The following is a 20449-nucleotide window of genomic DNA, read 5'->3' on the forward strand; positions in this document are numbered from 1 at the left end:
GGCCTATGAGGCGCTCGGGCCTGAATTCACTCTCCTCACCGCGCTCGTCGAGGCAAGGTCACGCGAAGCCGATGCAGGCCGAGTTCGCCAGCCGTATGCGGACCGCTGAAAACGCCATCAGCCGCCTTGAAAGCCGACGCGCCAAGCCCTCGACGCGCACGCTGGAGCGTTATGCTGACGCGACCGGCCATAGGGCTGGGCATTCGGCTGGAGCCAGTCCGATCCTCAAGCCGCTCACACGCTCCCGACCGTCTTGAGCCGCACGCGCGGATGGATTTCCGCCTGCGAGAGCACCGGCGTCTCGCGGCGGAAGCGTTCGACGATCTGGCGCACGAAGGGTCGCGCCAGGCCGGAGGTGACGAGCGCCGGCATCTCGCCGATGCGGGCCGCCTCCTCGAACTTGTCGCGGACGTGATGCACGAACTCCTGCAGCCGCGAGGGCTGCATGGCGAGATGGCGCTCCTCGCCCTGGCCGATGATCGACTCGGCGAAGATGCTCTCCCAGGCCGGCGACATCGTGATGATCGGCAGGGAGCCCTGCCCGTTCGAGAACTGGGCGCAGATCTGGCGGGCGAGCCGCATGCGGACGTGCTCGGCGATCTCGCGCGGGTTCTTCATGCCGCCGGCGACCTCGGCGATGCCCTCGACGATGGTGGCGAGGTCGCGGATGGAGACGCGTTCCGCCAGCAGGAGCTGCAGCACGCGCTGGATCCCGGTGGTCGAGATCAGGCTCGGCACGATCTCCTTGATCAGCTCGGCATGGTCCTTCGGCAGCTCGCGCAGCAGTTTCTGGACCTCGCCATGCGAGAGCAGCTCCGGCATGTGCGACTTCAGCACCTCGGTCAGATGCGTCGAGATCACGGTCGCGGCGTCGACCACCGTGAACCCGCGCAGTTGCGCCTCGTCCTGCAGCGCCGCGTCGATCCAGGTCGCGGGCAGGCCGAAGGTCGGCTCCAGCACGTTGTGGCCGGGCAGGTTCACCGAGCCGCCCATCGGGTCCATCGCCATGTACTGGCCGGCATAGACGACGCCCTGGCCGGCATCGATCTCCTTGATCTTGATGAAGTAGTGGTTCGCCTCGAGCTGGACGTTGTCGACGATGCGCACGGCCGGCATGACGAAGCCGAGTTCGGCCGCGAGCTGACGCCGCAGCGCCTTGACCTGGTCGGTGAGGCGGTCCTGCCCGCCCGGCGCGTTGACCAGCGGCAAAAGCCCGTAGCCGATCTCGATCTTGAGCTCGTCGAGCTTGAGCAGGTCGTTGAGGGTCTCTTCCTTCGGCGTGCCGTCGGCGGCGAGCGGCGAGGCCGCCTGCGCGGTCGCGGCCGCCTCGATTTCCTTCGCCTTGGCGATCTTGCCGAAATGGCGCGCGAGCCAGGCCGAGCCGCCGGCGAGCGCGAGGAAGGGCAGCATCGGGATGCCCGGCAGGATCGCGATCAGCAGCATCACGGCGGCCGACATGCCGAGCGCCTTCGGATAACCCGAGAGCTGCTTGCCGAGCGCCTTGTCGGCGGCGCCGCGCACGCCCGATTTCGAGACCAGAAGGCCCGCCGCCGTCGAGACGATCAGGGCCGGGATCTGGCTGACGAGGCCGTCGCCGACGGTGAGCTGGGTATAGACCCTGGCCGCGTCGCCAAAGCTCATACCCTGCTGCGCGACGCCGATGATGATGCCGCCGAGCACGTTGATGAAGGTGATCAGCAGGCCGGCGATGGCGTCGCCGCGCACGAATTTGGAGGCGCCGTCCATCGAGCCGAAGAAGTTCGCCTCGTCCTCCAGCGCCTTGCGGCGCTGCTTGGCGACGTCCTGATCGATCAGCCCGGCCGAGAGATCGGCGTCGATCGCCATCTGCTTGCCCGGCAGCGCGTCGAGCGCGAACCGCGCCGCGACCTCGGCGATGCGGCCCGAACCCTTTGTGATGACGACGAAGTTCACGATGAGCAGGATGGTGAAGACGACCACCCCGATCACGAAATTCCCGCCCATCACGAAATTGCCGAAGGCCTCGATGACATGGCCGGCCGCCGCGGTGCCCTCGTGGCCCTTGGAGAGGATCAGGCGCGTCGAGGCGAGGTTGAGCGCCAGCCGCAGCATGGTGACGATGAGCAGCACCGTCGGGAAGGCCGAGAACTCCAGCGGCTCCTCGATGAAAAGCGCCGTCATCAGCACCAGCACCGAGAGGATGATCGAGAGCGCCAGCAGCAGATCGAGCAGCGTGGCCGGCAGCGGGAAGATCAGCACCACGAGGATGCCCATCACGCCGATCGCCAGGAACAGATCCGGACGGTTGAGGAGTTTCCCCATCGCGCCGCGTGTCGGCAGGGTGAAGCCGCCCGTCCCTGCCGTCACATCGGTCATCGATCAGCCCGCTCCATGCCTCGGCCCACGCGCACAGGGCGGGACCCGGCAATTCTTGCCGGGCTTATGGTGAACGAGTGGTTAAGCCGCCCGAAAAATCCCGTCCGGAACCTTTCCCTGAACGGACTGTTATCGAATGGCCGCGTTGTGGCCGCATTCGGCCGCGCAACTTGTCCCGGGTCGACAATACTGGTTTTTCCGGACCGCATTATTTGGAGGAAGACGTGGATAGACGTTCTTTTGTGATGAGCCTTTTCGGCGGCCTCGCGGCCGCGGGCCTGGGCGGCGGCGCGATCGCGCAGGCCGCGACCGGCAAGCCCGGGTTTGCTCCGACGCCGCCGGCGAGCGACCAGATCGACGCCGCCGCCAAAGCCGCCCTCGACAGGGCCGACGCGGACTTCAGCCAGGTCGTGGTGCGCGAGCGCGTGGTTCGCCGTCGCGGCCCCTATGGTCGTCGATCCGTCGTCGTGCGCCGCCGCGTGATCGTGCGCCGGCCGCGCCGCGTCTATCGCCGTCGCGTGATCGTGCGCCGTCGCGTGATCGTGCGCTGAGGCTGACGAGATGTCCGGAAGGCGGCGCTCCCGCGCCGCCTTTCTCATATGACGAGGCCGGCCGGCGGCCCGCACGGCATCATGGGAGGAGACCGGCATGCCAGCGCCGGACAAGACCGCGGGGGACGTCATCGCCACCGACATCCCGGCACGGCTCGACCGGCTGCCATGGCGCCGCTTCCACACGCTCGTCGTCGTCGCGCTCGGCGTGACCTGGATCCTCGACGGGCTCGAGGTGACGCTCGCCGGCTCGGTCTCGGGCGCGCTCAAGGAGAGCCCGACCCTACGCTTCACCAACACCGAGGTCGGCATGGCCGGCGCGGCCTATCTCGCGGGCGCCGTGCTGGGCGCTCTGTTCTTCGGCTGGCTGACCGACCGTCTCGGCCGCAAGAAGCTCTTCAACATCACCCTCTTCGTCTATCTCGCGGCCACCGCGGCCACCGCCTTTTCCTGGAACCTCTGGAGCTTCCTGCTCTTCCGCTTCCTGACCGGCATGGGCATCGGCGGCGAATACACCGCGATCAACTCCGCCATCCAGGAACTGGTGCCGCCGCGGGTGCGCGGCTGGGTCGATCTCGTCATCAACGGCTCGTTCTGGATTGGGGCTGCGCTGGGCGCCGTCGGCGCGGTCGTGCTGCTGAACCCGGCCGTCGCCGGTCCGGATCTCGGCTGGCGGCTCGCCTTCTTCATCGGCGCGGCGCTCGGCCTGATCATCCTCGTGCTGCGGCAATGGATTCCGGAGAGCCCGCGCTGGCTGATCAGCCAGGGCCGGACTACGGAAGCGGAAGCGATCGTCGCCGGGATCGAAGCGCGGGCCGGCGCGACGCCGCCGTCCGGACCGCTGCCGCTGACCCATCTGCGCCCGCGCGCCGCGACGCCGCTCGGAGAGGTCTTCCAGGCGCTGTTCGTGACCTACCGGCCGCGCGCGCTGGTCGGGCTGGCGCTGATGGTCTCGCAGGCGTTCTTCTACAACGCGATCTTCTTCACCTACGCGCTGATCCTGACCGATTTCTACAAGGTGCCCTCGCAGGCGATCGGCTGGTTCATCCTGCCCTTCGCCGCCGGCAATTTCCTCGGTCCCCTGATCCTCGGCCGCTTCTTCGACAGCATCGGCCGCCGCGCCATGATCACCGCGACCTATGCGCTGTCGGGCCTGCTGTTGACCGGCACGGGCTACCTGTTCTGGCGCGACGCGCTGACGGCTTCGCAGCTCACGGCCTGCTGGAGCGTGGTGTTCTTCTTCGCGTCCGCCGCGGCGAGTTCGGCCTATCTCACCGTCAGCGAGACCTTCCCGGTCGAGATGCGGGCGCTCGCCATCGCCGCCTTCTACGCCGTCGGCACCGGCGCGGGCGGCGTCGCCGGCCCCTGGCTCTTCGGCATCCTGATCGACACCGGCTCGCGCGGCAGCGTCTTCGGCGGCTACCTGTTCGGCGCGGCGCTGATGCTGGGTGCCGCCTTCATCGCCGCGCGCTTCGCCATCCGGGCCGAGCGGCAGCCTCTGGAAGCGGTCGCACGGCCGCTGAACGCGGTCGCGGCCGCAACCCGATCAGGCGCTTAGGGATATGCGGAGATTTTCGCGCGAGCGGGTCACAATCGTCGAAAATGCGTTATCGTTCATCGCCATGTTCGGCTGTGGATGCGGGCGCGAAACAGTGGTGGAAACCAGTCCTGGAGGAAATCGTGGATAGACGCTCATTCATCATGACCCTGATCGGCGGCATGGCGGCCGCGAGCCTCGGCGGCGGCGCCGTCGCGGAAGCCGCGCAGCCGGTCGAGCCCGGCGCCGGCCCCCTGCCGGAGCCCGCGAAGGCCGACGACCAGCTCGCCGCCGACACGAAGGAGGCCCTCGACAAGACCGAGGCCGACTTCAGCCAGTATTACTACTACCGCCGCCGGCCGCGCTATTATCGCCGCCCGGTCGTCGTCTATCGCCGCCCGCGCTACTACGCCCGGCCGCGCTATTATGGCCGTCCCCGCTATTATGGCCGTCCCCTCTATCGCCGCTGGTGATCGGCCGAGGCGTGATGTCGAACCGAATGTCCGCGACGGCGCGGAGCGGATGATTTCTTGGACGATGTCATGCCGCCATATGAGGCCATCAAAAAAGGCCCGGCCCCGCATAAGCGGGGCCGGGCCTCATATTGGGAACGGCAGACCTGCTGATCAGAGCTTGCCGCCATTCGCTATACATGCGTTGATCGTTTTGGTCGCGCCTTTCATCGGTTGTCCTTTCTTGAGACCCTGGCTTTTCCGCACCTGAGAAACGCATGATTTGCGGATGGCCTCCGGACTGTTCTGAGCCGCGGCCGGAAAGTAAGATACGGTCCCGGCAGTCAAACCGAGAGTGAGTCCCAATACTACCGCATACCTTTTCATCTTCGCCTCTTACTTTCGATTAGAACATCGCTAACCTGCCCTCAACGCTTGCGAGAGTCCAGCGAAAAGCGAAAAGCGCGAGCTGACCAGTAAAGCAGCCGGAATGTGTCGGACCGGGTCAGGCCGCGCTGATGCGCGCCTGGCCTGGCTCCGCGACGACGATCCCCGCCGCGCCGTATTCGCTCAGCTTGTTGCGCAGTGTCCGGATCGAGATGCCGAGGATCCTGGCCGCATGGGTGCGGTTGCCGAGACAATGGTCGAGCGTGTCGAGGATCAGGTCGCGCTCGACATCCGACACCGTGCGGCCGACCAGGCCGCGCGTCACCGCCTCCGCCGTCTGCGCCACGCGCGAGGCCACATCGCGGCCGGCCGCCGGGCCGAGCGTCTCGCCCTCCGGCGTCATCATGGCGTCCGCGCCGATCTCGACGCCCTGCGCCAGCAGTACCGCGCGGTGCACCGTGTTCTCCAGTTCGCGGACATTGCCGCGCCAGGAATTGGTGAGCAGGAGCTTGCGCGCCTCGGCCGCGACGGGCCGCAGCGGCATCCCGTTGAGCTCGGCGTATTTCTTGGCGAAATGGTCGGCCAGCGCCAGGATGTCGCCGGGCCGCTCGCGCAGCGCCGGCAGGCGCAGATGGACCACGTTGAGCCGGTAGAACAGATCCTCGCGGAACGAGCCCTCGCGCACCGCCTCGCTCAGGTTTCGGTTCGAGGTCGCGATGATGCGCAGGTCGACCTTGACCGGCGTCGTGCCGCCGACCCGGTCGATCATCCGCTCCTGCAGGGCGCGCAGCAGCTTGGCCTGCAGGCGCACCTCCATCTCGGAAATCTCGTCGAGCAGCAGCGTGCCGCCGCTCGCCTCCTCGAACTTGCCGATGCGCCGCGCGATCGCGCCGGTGAAGGCGCCCTTCTCATGGCCGAACAGCTCCGATTCGAGCAGGTTGTCGGGGATCGCGGCGCAGTTGACCGCGACGAAGGGCTTGTCCTTGCGCAGCGACTTCTGATGCAGGTGCCGGGCGATGACCTCCTTGCCGGTGCCGCTTTCGCCGGTGACGAGCACGGGCGCGTCCGATCGGGCGATCTGCGCGGCGAGCGCCACGACCCGCTCCATGGCGGGATCGCGCCAGATCAGGCTCGACTGATCGGCGGCGACGGCCTGCAGGACGGCCGCGATCAGGTCGGGATCGGGCGGCAGCGGCACGTATTCGCGCGCGCCGGCCTGGATCGCGGCCACCGCCGCGCGCGCATCGGTCGAGGTGCCGCAGGCGACGATCGGCGTGCGGATGCGTTCGGCCTCCAGCGCCGCGACGTAGTGCGCGATCGGCTGGGCGACGTCGATCATCAGGAGATCGGCGCCCTTCGCGCGCAGCACGGCGAGCGTCTGGTCGAGGCTTTCGGTATGGGTGACGGCTGCCCCTTGCGAGACCGCGATGCGGGCCGCCGCGATGAGCTGTCCCTTGAGACCTCCGACGATGACGAGGCGCATGGTTCAGGTCTTTCCGCTTGAGATGTCGAAAGGCTGCCCGGTCATCCCCGGTCGGCCTTGATGATTTCGGTCATGGTCACGCCGAGCCGGTCCTCGACGACGACGACCTCGCCGCGCGCCACAAGCCGCTCGTTGACGAAGATGTCGATCGCCTCGCCGACGCGCCGGTCGAGCTCGATCACCGCGCCCGGCACGATCTGGAGCAGGTCGCCGACCGCGATCCTGGACGAGCCGAGCACCGCCGAGACGGTGACGGGCACGTCGAAGACCTGTTCGAGATCTTCGGCCGTCTTGACCGGGACTGGACCCGAGCGCACGCCCGAGCCCTGGTCGTGATCGAAGGAGAGGTCCGCGGGGTTGAGCGGCGGCAGGTTGAGATCGGTGTCGGAGCTCATCGCTTGTCCTTACTCGGCAATGCCGCGGAACCGGCCCGCCCCGAAAGCGCTCTCGACCGCCTGGTCGATGAGATGTCCCAGCCGCGCCTGATCGACGACGAAGCCGCCATCGGCCCATTCGATGCGCCCGTCGCCGGGGCCGATATCGGGCTCGCTCAGCACGACGAGCTTGCCGGCGAAGCCGGTCTCGCGCGTCAGCCGCGCCAGCATCGCCTCGACGGTCTCGATCGAGGCCTCGTCGACCCGGACGACGAGATGCGGCGCGAGCCTGGCGTGGCCGAGGCATTCGCGCACGGCGTTCTCGAGCCCGGCCATCGGCTTGTCGGCCAGCGCCGCGCCCGCCAGCCGCCGCGCCGCGCTGATCGCGACATGGGCGGCCTGCCATTCGACATCGTCGAGGCGCGCCTGGTCCTGCGAGGCCAGCCGCTCCACCGATTGCACGAGGCGGGCGACCAGACCGTTGAGCTGGTCCTGCGACTCGGCGCGCGCCTGGGCGAGTCCGGCCTGGAAGCCCTCGCTGCGGGCCTGGGCGATGTCGGCCTCGCCGGCGGCGCGGCGGTTGCCCTCGCGGAAATCGGTGCCGAACATGAACTTCGTCGCGGGCGCCATCTCAGTACACCAACTCGTCTTCGGCATTGCCCTTGGACAGGACGATCTCGCCCTTGTCGGCGAGGTCCTTGGTCAGGGCGACCATCTTGGTCTGCGCCTCGTCGACCTCCTTGAGGCGAAGCGGGCCGAGCCCCGCCATATCGTCCTGCATGTTCTTGGCTGCGCGCTGCGACATGGCGGCGAAGAAGAAGGCGCGCATGTCCTCGCTCGCACCCTTGAGCGCGCGCGCCAGCGTGTCCTTGTCGACCCCGCGCATCAGCGTCTGCAGGCCCGCAGGATCGAGCTTCGACAAATCCTCGAAGGTGAACATCAGGGCGCGGATGCGCTCGGCCGCCTCCTGGTTCGAGGCGTCGAGCGCCGACAGGAAGCGGATCTCGGTCTGGCGGTCGAAACCGTTGAAGATCTCGGCCATCATCTCGTGGGGATCGCGGCGACGGGTCTGGGTCAGCGTCGCGACGAACTCGGTGCGCAGCGTGTTCTCGATGTGATCGAGCGCCTCCTTCTGCACCGATTCCATCCGCAGCATGCGGCTGACGACCTCGATCGACAGGTCGTTGGGCAGATGACGCAGCACGTTGGCGGCATGCTCGGCCCTGATCTTCGACAGCACCACCGCGATGGTCTGCGGGTATTCGTTCTTGAGGAAGTTCGCCAGCACGACCGCGTCGATATTGCCGAGCTTCTGCCACATGTTGCGGCCGGCAGGACCCCGGATTTCCTCCATGATCAGCGCGACCTGGTCGGTCGGCAGGATCTTCTCCAGCAGCGAGATCGTCCGGTCGAAGGAGCCCGTCACCGCGCCCGCGCTCGACAGCTTTCCGACGAAGTCCAGCATCAGCCGTTCGACCTCGTCGGCGTCGACGGTGCCGAGTTCCGCCATGGCGCGGGTGATGATGCGGATCTCTTCGTCGTCGAACTCCGGCCAGATCGCCTTGCCATGCTCCTCGCCGAGCACGAGCAGGATCACCGCGGCGCGCTGCGGGCCGGTCATCTCCGCGATCGTGGTGACGCCGCGATAGCCCGACTCGGCGTCCCGGCCCTGATTGCGCGTCGCGACTGAGAGTTCGGCGGCCATGGCTCAGGTCCCGCTCACGCCGGTGCTTTTTCGTGGATCCAGCCGCGCAGCACCGCGACCGAATCGGCCGGATTCTGCGCGACCAGCCCGCCGATCTTCTCGACCGACTGCGCCTTGAGCTGTCCTTTGATCTGGGCGACGGCGAGCATGCGCTCGGACGGCGCATCCGCGCTCAGCTGGGCGATTTCGGCCGCGCTGGCGCCGCCGCCACCGCTGACGGAGGGAAAGCCGGCCGGATCGCCCGTGCCGCGCTCCTCGATCAGGACGCGGCCCTCGCGCATGAAGGACGGCATCGCGCGCGTCGTCACCTCGGCCGCCAGGATCTGCTTCAGCAGCGGCCGCACCACCACCATCAGCACGATCAGGGTGAGAAGCGAGATGACGCCGAGTTCGGCGAAGCGGACCATGTCCTCCTTGGTGAAGGAGAGCAGGCGCTGCATCAGGCTCTGCTCGACGAGATCGGTGACGGCCGGCGGCGCCTCGGCGAAACGCAGATTGACGACCTCGACCTTGTCGCCGCGGCCCTCGTCGAAGCCCATCGCGGTGCGCACGAGCTGGCCGATGCGCTCCAGCTCCTCGGATGGGCGGGGCGCGTAGTTCAACTCGCCGGCGGGCGTGCGCGTATAGGCGCCGTCGACCAGCACGGCGACCGAGAGCCTCTTGATCCGGCCGCCCTCGAGGACCTCGGTGCGGGTCGTGCGCGAGATCTCGTAATTGACGACCTCCTCGTTCTTGTTGGAGGCGTCCTTGGGCGGCGTGCCGCTGCCCGCGCCGCCCTGCGCGCCCGGCAGCTCGTTGCCGACCGTGACCGCGCCGTTCGCCTCGGTGGTCGTGGAGGCCTCGGTGCGGTTCTGGCTGGAGCGGACGACCCTGCTCTCGGGATCGAAGGTTTCCGAGCGGCTCTCGATGCGGTTCGTGTCCAGCGTCGCCGAAACCTGCACGCGGGCCCGGCCAAGGCCGACGATGCTGGCGACGATGTCCTCGACCTGCTGCTTGATGCGCTTCTCGATCGACTGCTGGCGCTCCTCGGTGCCGAGCCCCGCCATGCCCTCCTCGGTCTGCGCGCCATTGGCCAGCAGCCGGCCGCGCTCGTCGACGATCGAGACGCGCTCGGCCTTGAGGCCGTCCACGGCGGAAGCGACGAGGTGGCGCACGGCGCGGACCTGGGTCGCGTCGAGCTCGCCGGCAAGCTTGAGAACGATCGAGGCGCGCGGCGGCTCGCGGTCGCGCTCGAAGAGGCGCTTCTCGGGGATGACGAGGTGAACGCGCGCGGCCTGGACCCGGCTGATCGAGCGGATGGTGCGCGAAAGCTCGCCCTCCAGCGCGCGCAGATGGTTGATGTTCTGCACGAAGGAGGTCGAGGAGAAGGCGTCGCCCTTGTCGAAGATCTCGTAGCCGACGCCGCCGCCGGCCGGGATGCCCTTGCTGGCGAGATCGAGCCGCAGGCGCGGCACCACGGTCTTGTCGACCAGGATGGTCTGGCCGTCGCCGCGCAGCTCGTATTTGATGCCGCGCGTGTCGAGATCCTTCAGGATCGCGCTGACGTCCTGATTCGACAGGTCGGAGAACAGCACGCTCATCGACGGCTTCGACATCTGCAGCATGACGAAGCCGAAGAAGCCCACCAGGGCGAGCGTCACCGCCAGCATGGCCGCCAGCCGGGCCGCTCCGAACTTACTGAACTGTTCGATGATGCCGTTCACGCCGCCATCCGTTCCATAAGACCCGCCGCGCCGCGCCGAGGGGCGGTTCACTAGGCAAGTTTTTCCCAGTGCGTGGTTAGCGCCGGGTTAACGAATTCGGAATTGCGCGCAATCAGGCGCCGAAACGCAAAAAAGGCGCCGGTCGGATCGACCGGCGCCTTGCTGGCGCAACGATGGGGACGGCTGTTACTGCCGGTAGTGCTGGATTCGGGTCGTGCGCAGGCCGGCGAGGCCATGCTGGTCGATCGACATCTGCCAGCTCAGGAATTCATCGACCGTCAGGGTATAGCGCTGGCAGGCCTCTTCCAGGCTGAGCAGGCCGCCCCGGACGGCCGCGACCACCTCGGCCTTGCGCCGGATGACCCAGCGGCGCGTGTTCATCGGCGGCAGATCGGCGATCGTCAGCGGACTTCCGTCCGGCCCGATCACGTATTTCACCCGCGGTCGCAAAGGCTCGGTCATGACACACTCACACAACTCAACAGAGCTACTGGAGGTGAGCATAGGGGCGCGGCTTTAAGAATTGGCTAAAACGAATCGCATGGCTGTCTGCATCGGCCTCAGGCGCCCGATTGCGGACGGACCACGGTCTTGACCTTGTCGATCGCGACGCTGATGCCTCCGATCTTCAGGAACGGCGTCGAGCCCGAGAGATCGACGCCGTCGACCACGCCCTTGATCTCGGTCTTGGCCGTCACCGCCGCGCCCGAGACATCCCTGGCGTCGATCGTGATCGAATACTCGCCGTCGGCCGCCCTGGTGCCGACCGAGGTGGCGCCGTCCCAACGATAGGTCTGGTCGCCGGCGGCCAGCGTCACGGAGGGATAGCTCTGCACCACGGCGCCGCTGGCGTTCTTGATCGTGATATTGGCAGTCGCGCCGCGCGGCGCATTGACCTTCCATTCCGCCGCACCGCCCTTGAGCTGCGCCGCCGCGCCATCGGCGGTGATGGTCGAGCCGATGAAGCCGACCGCATTGGTCGTGGTCGTCGCCTTGCTCAACGTCAAGAGCGTGCTCAGCGTGTCGTTGGTCTTGAGCTGCTGCTCGACGCCGGCGAACTGCACGAGTTGCGCCGTGAACTGGTTGGTGTCGAGCGGATCGAGCGGGCTCTGGTTCTTGAGCTGCGTCGTCAGCAGGGTCAGGAACTGGTCGAAGTTGTTCGCGATCGAGGTCGAGGTGCCCGAAAGGGTCGAACTGCTCGTGCTCGCGCCCGCGGTCGTGCTGTTCTGAAAGCCTGCGACGTTGCTCGTGCTGGATGCGGTGCTGGATACGGCCATGATGGGGCTCCTGCCCGTCAGATGCTGAGATCGACGCCGCCGAGCCTGAGCAGGCGACGGGCGGGCGCGGGTTGCGCGGAAATCGCGATATCGTCGCCGCCATCCTTGTCGGCGGGCGGGCGGGCGCGGCGCGGCGTCTCGCCGTCCTGCCGGTTCTGGCGGAACCCGGACTGGTCGGACGGATCGCGCAGGGTGATGTCGACGCCGGCGTCGGACGGCTTCAGCCCGGCCTGCTCGAAGGCTCGCTCCAGCGTGCGCGCGTCGCGCTGGAGCATGTTCAGCGTCTCGACCCGGTCGACGACGAGCCGGGCGGTGACCTCGCCCTTGTCTGAAATCTCGAGATTGACGTCGATGCGGCCGAGCTCGGCCGGATCGAGCCTGATGTCGAAGCGCCTCGAGCCGGCGAGCGCCTGCAGGCCGATCTCCAGCGGCACGACACGGATCGGCGTCGCCGGTCCGCTCGGCTGGGCCTGCGCTCCGGTCGCCGGGCCTTGCGCGCCTTCGGTCGTGGCGGGGATGACGATGGCGGTCTCGGCCCGGGCGGCGCGCGTCTGCGTCAGGAAGGACAGGTCGACCGGCGCCTGCGGCGCTTGCGGCACGTCGACCGGCCTGCCCTCGGCGGGAGCCGGCTTGGCGGCCTGGGCGCCGTCCTTGCCCTTGGCCGCGGCGGCGACGATCTCGCCGAATTTGGCCTCGGGCTTGGCGGCCGTCTCGGCGGTGGCCGCGTTCGCTGCGATGGCGGGCGAAGCGTCCCCGATGCGGTCGAGGCCGCGCGGCGACGCAGGCTGGCCGAAAATCGTGCTCGCCTTGACGGCCGCGGTCGTCTCCGGCGCGGCGTCGTTACCCTTGGCCTTGTCCGTCGCCTCGGTTGCGGCCGGCGAGGCGACGGCGGTCGCCGCGAGCAGGATGGCGGCATCGAGCAGCGGAACGGTCTTCGGTGTTGCGACCGGCGCGGGCTGCGCCTCGACCGCGACGACGGCGTTCGGATCGTTCTTGCCGGCTTCGGGCGCGGCCGCGTCGGATGCAACGGCGGCATCGGCTTCGGTCTTGACAGAGCCTTCGGCCGGAGCGGCGGCAACCTCGGCGGCCGCCCCCTCGATCGCGGCAGCGAACGTCGCCAGGGCGCCGATCTCCGGCTTGGCTGCGGTCTCCGCCTTGGGGCCCGGGCTTTCGACGTCAGAGCCTGTCGCCTTGCCTTCGGTCGTCGTCGCGTCGGTCTTCGAGACCTTGTCGTCCTTGGCCGGCTTGTCGACCTTGTCGGTCTTGTCGGTCGCCCCCGCCTCGGCCTGGTCGGGAGACGCCGTCTCGTCCTTGCGGCGCGTCTCGCCAGGCTGGCGCGTGTCGTCGGGCTTCTGTGTTTCGTCCGAGCGGGCGCGCGGCTTGTCGTCGCTCGCGCGCCTTGTCTGCGGCACGGGCGCCGGCTCCGGCAGCGTGAACGCCTCGCTCGGGCGGGCGCGATCGGACTGCTGCCGCTCGCGCCGGATCGGCGTCGGATCGAGGGTGGCGGAGGCGAGCGGGGCAGACTGGACCGACATCATGCAATTCCGGAACGCGGGCAAAACGGCGCGCTCACGTGGCGAGCAAGTCTCGAGCCAGCGACGGACCCTCATGAATTCAAGCGCTTGACCGGCATTCGACCATGCCCCGGCCGGCAAGAACGACCCCCTTGCCCGGCCGCCCGGCAGGATTTGCCGATGCCGGCTGGCAGCATGGCGGCAAAGCCGGTATAGAGCCCGCATCCCGCGCATATCGGCAAACAGACCTCCGGATGACCGCAACCCTCAACTCGCTCGACATCGCCAAGCCGCCATCGGCGACGCGCGTCGTCGCGGCGATGTCGGGCGGCGTCGATTCCTCGGTGGTGGCGGCGCTTCTGAAGCGCGAGGGCTATGACGTCGTCGGCGTGACGCTGCAGCTCTATGACCACGGCGCGGCCGTGCACCGCGCCGGCGCCTGCTGCGCCGGGCAGGACATCCACGATGCGCGCCGGGTCGCCGAGGCGATCGGCATTCCCCATTACGTGCTCGACTATGAGAGCCGCTTCCGGGACGCCGTGATCGAGCGCTTCGCCGAGAGCTATCTCGCCGGCGAGACACCGATCCCCTGCGTCGAGTGCAACCGCACGGTGAAATTCCGCGACCTGCTCGGCCTCGCCCGGGAGCTCGGCGCGGACGCGCTCGCGACCGGCCACTACGTCGTGAGCAAGCCGCTGGCGAACGGCCGGCGCGGCCTCTACCGCGCCGCCGATCCGGCTCGCGACCAGAGCTATTTCCTCCATGCGACGACGCAGGCGCAACTCGATCTGCTGCGCTTCCCGCTCGGCCATATCGAGAAGAGCCAGACGCGCGCGCTCGCGGCCGAGCTCGGTCTTGCAATCGCCGACAAGCCCGACAGTCAGGATATCTGCTTCGTACCGAACGGCCGCTATGCCGAGGTGATCGAACGGCTGAAGCCCGGCGCCTCGCGGCCCGGCGAGATCGTCCATCTCGACGGCCGCGTGCTCGGCCGCCATGACGGCGTGCTGCGCTACACCGTCGGCCAGCGCAAGGGGTTGGGCGTCAGTACGCCGGAGCCACTCTATGTGCTGCGCCTCGATGCCGATGCGGCCCGCGTCGTCGTCGGCCCGCGCGAGGCGCTCGCCGTGCGCGAGGTCAGGCTGCGCGACGTCAACTGGCTCGGCGACGACGCTCTCGACGATCTCCCGGACGCCGGGCTCGAGGTGGCGGTCCGGGTGCGCTCGACCCGCGCCCCGCGCGAGGCCAGGCTCTTCCGCGACGCCGACGGAATGCGCATCGAACTCGCAGGCGACGAGGAGGGCGTCTCGCCCGGCCAGGCCTGCGTGATCTATGCCGACGCGGCGCCCGGCGCGCGCGTGCTGGGCGGCGGCGCCATCCTGCGCCCGGCGTCGCGGACCGACGCCTCTCGCGCCGAGCCGGCGCTCGCCCCTCTCTGACGCACATCACTTAAGCCCGAGAGCCCTGATGCCGGTTACCTACGATCTCGCTGGCCAGAAGCGCGTTTATGCCAACTGGGCGAAGTTCTACGACCGTATCTATCAGGGCGTGCTCGCAAGGTCGCAGCGCGAGGCGGTCGCCGCCGCCTGCGCCTGCGGCGACGACATCCTCGAGATCGGCGTCGGCACCGGGCTGACGCTGCCCTATTTCACCAACGGCACACGCGTGCTCGGCGCCGACATCTCGCTCGACATGCTGAAGATCGCGAGCCGGAAGGTGGTCGCGCTGGGCCTCGCCCATGTCCGCGGCCTGATGGTGATGGACGCCTGCCGGCTCGGCTTCGAGGCCGAGCGTTTCGACGCGGTCACGGCGCAGTTCGTCATCACGCTGGTCCCGGACCCCGAGCAGGCGCTGGCCGAGATGGACCGCGTGCTGAAGCCCGGCGGCGAGATCGTCATCTCCAGCCGCCTCGTCGACGATAGCGGGCCGATGGCGACGTTCTGGGCGGCGGTCGCACCGCTCGCCAAGGCGATCGGCTGGAGCTCCGACTTCAAGGTCTCGCGCCTGACCGGCTGGGCGGCCGCGACCGGACGCTACGAGACGGTCCATGTCGGGCGCGGCTACTTCAAGGTTGTGCGGCTGAAGAAGCTCGCCTCGGCCTGAGCGCCGGGCGCGACGCGGCCTCAGGCTTGACGAGCGCGCGCCGCTCCCCCTATACCGCGCGCTCACGACGGATCGCCGGGCTTGGGCGCTTCCGATTGTTGGGCGGGGTAGCTCAGCTGGTTAGAGCAGCGGAATCATAATCCGCGTGTCGGGGGTTCAAGTCCCTCTCCCGCTACCAACAATCTCGATCGCGGCCCGGTCATGGGCTCCCCTGCCGGAGCATGGGCAGGCATTGGACGACCAGCCGCTTCCCGCACGCATCCTCGTCACCGGCGCCGCCGGTTTCGTCGGCTTTCATGTCTCCGAGGCGCTGCTCGCGCGCGGCGTCGAAGTTCTCGGCATCGACAACCTGACGCCCTATTATGATCCGGCGCTGAAACAGGCCCGGCTCGACCGGCTGACGCCGCGCAACGGCTTTTCCTTCGCGCCGCTCGACATCGCGGACCATGACGGGCTGCTTGCGGCCTTCGCCGAGTTCAGACCGGAGGTGGTGATCCATCTCGCCGCGCAGGCCGGCGTGCGCTACTCGCTCAACAATCCGCGCGCCTATGCCCATTCCAATCTCGACGGCTTCCTGTCGGTGCTGGAAGCCTGCCGTCGCCACCCGGTCGCGCATCTGGTCTATGCGTCGTCGAGCTCGGTCTACGGCGCCAACGCCAGGGTTCCGTTCAGCGAGCATGACGGGGCCGACCACCCGGTGTCGCTCTATGCCGCGACCAAGCGCGCCAACGAACTGATGGCGCACAGCTACTCCCATCTCTACGGCATCCCGGCGACGGCCTTGCGCTTCTTCACGGTCTACGGACCGTGGGGCCGGCCCGACATGGCCTATTTCAAGTTCACCAAGGCGATCCTCGAAGGCCAGCCGATCGACGTCTACGCCGAAGCCGAGATGAGCCGCGACTTCACTTATGTCGACGATGTCAGCGAGGCGATCGTCCGGCTTGCCGGCCGGCCGCCACGGCCCGGGCCACACGGCGAGCGAACCGCGCCCGATCCCGCCAGCGCCTCGGCGCCATGGCGCATCTTCAACATCGGCAATCACACCCCGGTCAGGCTCGACCGCTTCATCGCGGTGATCGAGGCCGCCTGCGGCAGGCCGGCGGTCAAGCGGCATCTGCCGATGCAGGCGGGCGACGTGCGCGCGACCTATGCCGATGTCGCCGACCTGACGGCGGCGGCCGATTTCCGCCCCGACACTCCGATCGAGACCGGTATCGCGCGCTTCGTGGCGTGGTATCGCGAGTTTTACGGCGTCGGCGCAGGCTAAAACGGCGGCGTCAGCCCGCCACGACCTGCCGCGAGAATTGCGCGACCGACTGGTCGAGGCGGCGGGCCGAGGCATCGACGCCGGCTGCGGCGTCGGACACCTGCAGGCTGTTCTCCATCGTCCTGGCCGTATCGGTGGCGACGAGATCGATCGCGGCGGCGACCTGCTCGGCCTCGCCGACCGCCCGCCCGAGCGCGGCCAGCATCGTGCCGATCGCGGCGCTCTGCTGGTCGACCGCGACGACGATGCCGCCGGCCGCCGCGACGATCGCCTCGGTCGAGCCGCCGATGTTCATCACGGCGCTGAGCGAGCGCTCGGCCGCGCTGCGCACCTCCTCGATGCCGCGCGCGATCTCGCCCGTGGCCGCGCCGGTGCGCGCCGCCAGGCTCTTGACCTCGTTGGCGACCACGGCGAAGCCGCGACCGGCCGGGCCGGCGCGGGCCGCCTCGATCGTCGCGTTCAAGGCCAGGAGGTTGGTCTGGGCCGCGATCTCGCTGATCAGGTTCGAGACCTGACCGATATCGCGCACGGCGTCGGTGAGCTCGTTCTTGATCGCGATCGAGGCCTGAACGTCGGCGGCGGCCGCCTGGACGAGGCTCGTGGTCTGCTCGGCTTCGCGCCGGATCAGCAAAATGGTGTCGGTCAGGCCGCGCGAGTTGGCCTCGACCGAGGCGATATCGGTCCTGGCGGAGCCCATCTTGGTGAGCACGCCGGCGAGATTGGTCTGCGAGCTGCGCGCGATCGTCCTGAGCTGCTCGGCCGCGCCGTTCATCCGCGCGACCGACTGCGAGACGGAGCCCAGGATGACGCCGACCTCCGAGCGGAAGCCGTCGGCCTGCGTCTCGACATCCTCGCGGCGCTTTTCCTCCTGGCGGGCCTGCGCCTGAGCCTCGGAACCCAGCGACTGGGCGCTGATCGTCGCCTGCACGCGGTCGCGCACGAGCTGGGCCATGTTGCGCAGCGAGATCAGCATCACCCAGCCGAAAATGGCCTGGAACAGCAGGTTCTCCACGGCATGATCGAGCGACGCGAAGAGCAGCTGGACGATGCGGCCGATGAAGATCAGCCCGGCGAAGACCAGAGCCGCCGACGGCATGCTCGCCATGGAGAAGGTGCCGGCGCAGACGAGGCCCGCCAGGGTGCTCGCGATCAGCACCTCCATCTGCGGCGCCGAGCCGGGGTTGATGACGATCGGCATGATCACCCATGGCAGGGCCAGCACGCCGGAATCGATCAGGATGCGATCGACGAACTTCGGCGGCGGCGCCTTGTCGCGCTGCCTGGCCCGCGCCTTCCGCATCCGCATCGTGCCGAGCAGGCCGGTCGCGCCGACATAGGCCGCCCAGGCCAGCGGAAACCAGAGCCAGCCATGATAGATCGCGACGCCGGCGATGGCGAAGGCCGAGAGCACGTTCGAGACCAGGATCGGCGGCAGCACCCGGACGAACATGTCCGCTTGGGCCGTCCGCAGATGCGCCGCGAGATCGGGAGCCAGCACCGTCATGCCGAGCCGGCGGTTCACCCAGGCGTCGTAGCGAGACAGCAGGCTATCGGCCGGCGTCGTCAGGTTGCCCGGATTCGTCATGCCCTGAGTCAAGCCCGTTTCCAGATCTTACGGCCGGGAACGATGCGCGAGCCGCGTTACGCGGCGGTTAACGCTGCATGCAGCACACGGTTTTACGACCAGCCTGGCCGCCATCTGGCGAATTCGGCCTTCGTCTCGGCATTGGCCGGATAGAGTCCGAAGATGCCCTGCCCGCCGCGCACCCGCTCGGCGACGAAGTCCTCATAGGCCGTCTGCTCATAGGCCTCCTCGGCGACCTCGTTGGCGATGTGCGCCGGCACGCAGCAGACGCCCTCCCCGTCGCCAACCATGATGTCGCCGGGATAGACGGCGACGTCGCCGCACGCGATCGGCGCGTTGAGGTCGAGCGCATGATGGCGGATCAGGTTGGTCGGCGCGCTCGGGCGCTGATGATAGGCCGGGATCGCCAGCGCCGCGATTTCCGGCGAGTCGCGAAAGCCGCCATCGGTGACGATGCCGGCGACGCCGCGCTGCATCAGCCGCGTCACCAGGATGCCGCCGGCCGAGGCAGCGCGCGCATCCTTGCGCGAGTCGATCACCATGACATGTCCGGCCGGACAGTCCTCGACCGCGCGGCGCTGCGGGTGCTGCGTGCCCTCGAACATGCCGAGATGGTCGAGATCCTCCCGCGCCGGGATGTAGCGCAGCGTGAAGGCCTCGCCGACCATGCTCTCGCCCTTCAGGCTGAGCGGCCGCACATCCTGGACGAAGACGTTGCGGAAGCCGCGCTTGAACAGGGCGGTTGTCAGCGTCGCGGTCGAGACGCGCTTGAGCTTGGTGCGGTTTTCGTCGGTGAGGGTGGTCGTCATTCGCGGATCGATCCTGGCTCGTCGCTCATAAAGAAGACCACCGTCATCCTGGACAGGCGGCGAAGCCGCGCCGATCCGGGATCAATCGTAGGGAGCGACGGCGCTCTGTGATGGAACCCCGGGACTTCGCTTCGCGAAGCCCGGGATGACGGAAATGGCGCGGCTGAGCGATCATTCGATCTTCACATTCGCCTTCTGCGCCACCTCGGCCCAGCGCTTCGTCTCGGCCGCGATATGGGCGGTGAACTCGGCTTGCGAGGAGCCGACCGGATCGACGCCGAGCTTCTTGAGCTGATCGATGACGGCGGGCTCCTTCATGATCGCCTGCACCTCGGTCGAGAGCCTGGCGACGATCTCCTTGGGCACGCCCGACGGCGCGAAGAAGCCGTGCCAGGACGCCGCCTCGTAGCCGGGGATGAACTCGGCAACCGTCGGCAGGTCCTTGGCCACGGCGAGCCGCTGCGCGGTCGCGGTGGCGAGCGCCCTGATCTTGCCGGCCTCGACATGCGGCCAGGCAATGGTGATGTTGTCGAAGGAAAGCTGGATCTGGCCCGACAGCAGATCCTGCGTCACCTGCCCGCTCGAGCGATACGGCACATGCGCCATGTCGGTTCCGGTCGCGACCTTGAACAGCTCGGCCGCCATATGGGTCGAGGTGCCTGCGCCCGACGAGCCGAAGGAGTATTTGCCGGGGTTCTTCTTCAGCAGGTCGATCAGCTCCGGCACCGTCTTGGCCGGCAGGTCGATATTGACCATCAGGATGTTGGGGACGCTGGCGACCTGCGAGATCGGCGAAAAATCCTTGATGTGGTCGAAGGGCAGCCTGGAATAGACCGCCGGGTTGATCGCGTGGGTCGAGACCGTGCCCATGGTCAGCATCGTGCCGTCCTGCGGCCCGCGCGCCACGGCCGCGACGCCGGTGTTGCCGCCGGCGCCGGGCCTGTTCTCGACGATGAACCTGCCGTTCAGCCTGGCGCCGAGGCGCTCGGCGAGGATTCGGCCGAGCAGGTCGGTGGTGCCGCCGGCCGCGAAGGGCACGACGATCGTCACCACCTTCGAGCCCGGATAGTCGGCCTGCGCGAAGGCAGGCGCGCCCAGCATGGCCATCCCGCCCGCGACCAGCGTCGTCCTGCGTGTCATCGTCCCGATCATCGTCGTGCTTCCTCCGCTTGCGCCCGTCTGCTGGCGGGCCTTGTCCATTCGTCTAGCACAGGATTCCGATTTTGAAATCTGAAATTTCAGACTTGCGCGCAATGGCCTCTTGTGGTGAAAGGTCCCGGCATGGATGCTGCCCCGGCAGCGCCGCGCCGGCCAAGGCGCGTCGCTGCAACAGCATCGGATATG

18 protein-coding genes and 1 tRNA gene are annotated in these 20449 nt (G+C 68.4%); 7 read left to right on the plus strand and 12 right to left on the minus strand.

Annotation, left to right across the window (positions count from 1 at the left end; genetic code table 11):
• Positions 1-234: 234 nt before the first annotated feature.
• Positions 235-2355 (minus strand): flagellar biosynthesis protein FlhA, encoded by a 2121-nt coding sequence (flhA, locus tag AC1RRW_RS00800; RefSeq protein WP_492898229.1) that lies wholly within the window; start codon positions 2353-2355, stop codon positions 235-237.
• Between the two features lie 170 nt (positions 2356-2525).
• Between flhA and AC1RRW_RS00805 the strand changes: the two genes are divergently transcribed.
• The 3 genes from AC1RRW_RS00805 (at position 2526) to AC1RRW_RS00815 (ending at position 4916) form a co-directional block, all read left to right on the plus strand.
• The gene (locus AC1RRW_RS00805) at positions 2526-2906 is read left to right on the plus strand and encodes a hypothetical protein (RefSeq protein ID WP_492898231.1); all 381 of its coding nucleotides are present in this window, start codon (positions 2526-2528) and stop codon (positions 2904-2906) included.
• Positions 2907-3003: 97 nt separating this feature from the next.
• Positions 3004-4464 carry an MFS transporter gene (locus AC1RRW_RS00810; RefSeq protein ID WP_492898233.1) on the plus strand — a complete coding sequence of 487 codons (1461 nt, stop codon included), beginning with the start codon at positions 3004-3006 and terminating at the stop codon, positions 4462-4464.
• 122 nt (positions 4465-4586) lie between these two features.
• Positions 4587-4916, plus strand: a complete 330-nt coding sequence (locus AC1RRW_RS00815) for a hypothetical protein (RefSeq protein WP_492898235.1) — start codon at positions 4587-4589, stop codon at positions 4914-4916.
• Between the two features lie 484 nt (positions 4917-5400).
• Here the strand turns inward: AC1RRW_RS00815 and flbD are convergent, their stop codons facing one another.
• From flbD to AC1RRW_RS00855, 8 genes are all read right to left on the minus strand, one after another.
• Positions 5401-6765, minus strand: a complete 1365-nt coding sequence (gene flbD, locus AC1RRW_RS00820) for a sigma-54-dependent transcriptional regulator FlbD (RefSeq protein ID WP_492898237.1) — start codon at positions 6763-6765, stop codon at positions 5401-5403.
• A 41-nt stretch (positions 6766-6806) separates the two neighbouring features.
• Complete coding sequence (fliN, locus tag AC1RRW_RS00825; protein ID WP_492898239.1) at positions 6807-7160, minus strand: flagellar motor switch protein FliN; 354 nt, start codon at positions 7158-7160, stop codon at positions 6807-6809.
• 9 nt (positions 7161-7169) lie between these two features.
• Positions 7170-7769: a FliH/SctL family protein gene (locus AC1RRW_RS00830; RefSeq protein WP_492898241.1), complete on the minus strand. Its 600-nt coding sequence runs from the start codon at positions 7767-7769 to the stop codon at positions 7170-7172.
• A gap of 1 nt (position 7770) precedes the next feature.
• A complete protein-coding gene (fliG, locus tag AC1RRW_RS00835) occupies positions 7771-8844 on the minus strand; it encodes a flagellar motor switch protein FliG (RefSeq protein WP_492898243.1) in 1074 nt (357 codons plus the stop codon).
• Positions 8845-8858: 14 nt separating this feature from the next.
• A complete protein-coding gene (fliF, locus tag AC1RRW_RS00840; RefSeq protein WP_492898245.1) occupies positions 8859-10547 on the minus strand; it encodes a flagellar basal-body MS-ring/collar protein FliF in 1689 nt (562 codons plus the stop codon).
• Between the two features lie 186 nt (positions 10548-10733).
• Positions 10734-11009: a CtrA inhibitor SciP gene (gene sciP / locus AC1RRW_RS00845; RefSeq protein ID WP_038359348.1), complete on the minus strand. Its 276-nt coding sequence runs from the start codon at positions 11007-11009 to the stop codon at positions 10734-10736.
• A gap of 98 nt (positions 11010-11107) precedes the next feature.
• Complete coding sequence (locus AC1RRW_RS00850; RefSeq protein WP_492898247.1) at positions 11108-11824, minus strand: flagellar hook assembly protein FlgD; 717 nt, start codon at positions 11822-11824, stop codon at positions 11108-11110.
• 17 nt (positions 11825-11841) lie between these two features.
• The gene (locus AC1RRW_RS00855; protein ID WP_492898249.1) at positions 11842-13359 is read right to left on the minus strand and encodes a flagellar hook-length control protein FliK; all 1518 of its coding nucleotides are present in this window, start codon (positions 13357-13359) and stop codon (positions 11842-11844) included.
• Between the two features lie 233 nt (positions 13360-13592).
• Between AC1RRW_RS00855 and mnmA the strand changes: the two genes are divergently transcribed.
• The 4 genes from mnmA (at position 13593) to AC1RRW_RS00875 (ending at position 16711) form a co-directional block, all read left to right on the plus strand.
• Complete coding sequence (gene mnmA, locus AC1RRW_RS00860) at positions 13593-14777, plus strand: tRNA 2-thiouridine(34) synthase MnmA (protein ID WP_492898251.1); 1185 nt, start codon at positions 13593-13595, stop codon at positions 14775-14777.
• 28 nt (positions 14778-14805) lie between these two features.
• The gene (locus tag AC1RRW_RS00865) at positions 14806-15441 is read left to right on the plus strand and encodes a class I SAM-dependent methyltransferase (protein ID WP_492898253.1); all 636 of its coding nucleotides are present in this window, start codon (positions 14806-14808) and stop codon (positions 15439-15441) included.
• Positions 15442-15542: 101 nt separating this feature from the next.
• Positions 15543-15619, plus strand: a tRNA-Met gene (locus AC1RRW_RS00870).
• Positions 15620-15673: 54 nt separating this feature from the next.
• The gene (locus tag AC1RRW_RS00875) at positions 15674-16711 is read left to right on the plus strand and encodes an NAD-dependent epimerase (RefSeq protein WP_492898255.1); all 1038 of its coding nucleotides are present in this window, start codon (positions 15674-15676) and stop codon (positions 16709-16711) included.
• Between the two features lie 10 nt (positions 16712-16721).
• Here the strand turns inward: AC1RRW_RS00875 and AC1RRW_RS00880 are convergent, their stop codons facing one another.
• From AC1RRW_RS00880 to AC1RRW_RS00890, 3 genes are all read right to left on the minus strand, one after another.
• Complete coding sequence (locus AC1RRW_RS00880) at positions 16722-18296, minus strand: methyl-accepting chemotaxis protein (RefSeq protein ID WP_492898257.1); 1575 nt, start codon at positions 18294-18296, stop codon at positions 16722-16724.
• A 92-nt stretch (positions 18297-18388) separates the two neighbouring features.
• Positions 18389-19105: a ribonuclease activity regulator RraA gene (locus tag AC1RRW_RS00885; RefSeq protein WP_492898259.1), complete on the minus strand. Its 717-nt coding sequence runs from the start codon at positions 19103-19105 to the stop codon at positions 18389-18391.
• Between the two features lie 171 nt (positions 19106-19276).
• Complete coding sequence (locus tag AC1RRW_RS00890; protein ID WP_492898261.1) at positions 19277-20245, minus strand: Bug family tripartite tricarboxylate transporter substrate binding protein; 969 nt, start codon at positions 20243-20245, stop codon at positions 19277-19279.
• Positions 20246-20449: the final 204 nt, after the last annotated feature.

The sequence above is a fragment of the Allobosea sp. GW821-FHT12C12 genome (genome assembly GCF_058807355.1).

What these genes read in the sequence shown, in the direction of transcription:
- flbD (WP_492898237.1), bottom strand. Translation starts at nt 6,765, where the DNA reads ATGCGCCTCGTCATCGTCGGAGGTCTCAAGGGACAGCTCATCGCGGCG.
- flhA (WP_492898229.1), bottom strand. Translation starts at nt 2,355, where the DNA reads ATGACCGATGTGACGGCAGGGACGGGCGGCTTCACCCTGCCGACACGC.
- AC1RRW_RS00830 (WP_492898241.1), bottom strand. Translation starts at nt 7,769, where the DNA reads ATGGCGCCCGCGACGAAGTTCATGTTCGGCACCGATTTCCGCGAGGGC.
- sciP (WP_038359348.1), bottom strand. Translation starts at nt 11,009, where the DNA reads ATGACCGAGCCTTTGCGACCGCGGGTGAAATACGTGATCGGGCCGGAC.
- AC1RRW_RS00890 (WP_492898261.1), bottom strand. Translation starts at nt 20,245, where the DNA reads ATGACACGCAGGACGACGCTGGTCGCGGGCGGGATGGCCATGCTGGGC.
- mnmA (WP_492898251.1), top strand. Translation starts at nt 13,593, where the DNA reads ATGACCGCAACCCTCAACTCGCTCGACATCGCCAAGCCGCCATCGGCG.
- fliN (WP_492898239.1), bottom strand. Translation starts at nt 7,160, where the DNA reads ATGAGCTCCGACACCGATCTCAACCTGCCGCCGCTCAACCCCGCGGAC.
- fliG (WP_492898243.1), bottom strand. Translation starts at nt 8,844, where the DNA reads ATGGCCGCCGAACTCTCAGTCGCGACGCGCAATCAGGGCCGGGACGCC.
- AC1RRW_RS00865 (WP_492898253.1), top strand. Translation starts at nt 14,806, where the DNA reads ATGCCGGTTACCTACGATCTCGCTGGCCAGAAGCGCGTTTATGCCAAC.
- AC1RRW_RS00850 (WP_492898247.1), bottom strand. Translation starts at nt 11,824, where the DNA reads ATGGCCGTATCCAGCACCGCATCCAGCACGAGCAACGTCGCAGGCTTT.
- AC1RRW_RS00810 (WP_492898233.1), top strand. Translation starts at nt 3,004, where the DNA reads ATGCCAGCGCCGGACAAGACCGCGGGGGACGTCATCGCCACCGACATC.
- AC1RRW_RS00855 (WP_492898249.1), bottom strand. Translation starts at nt 13,359, where the DNA reads ATGTCGGTCCAGTCTGCCCCGCTCGCCTCCGCCACCCTCGATCCGACG.
- AC1RRW_RS00880 (WP_492898257.1), bottom strand. Translation starts at nt 18,296, where the DNA reads ATGACGAATCCGGGCAACCTGACGACGCCGGCCGATAGCCTGCTGTCT.
- AC1RRW_RS00885 (WP_492898259.1), bottom strand. Translation starts at nt 19,105, where the DNA reads ATGACGACCACCCTCACCGACGAAAACCGCACCAAGCTCAAGCGCGTC.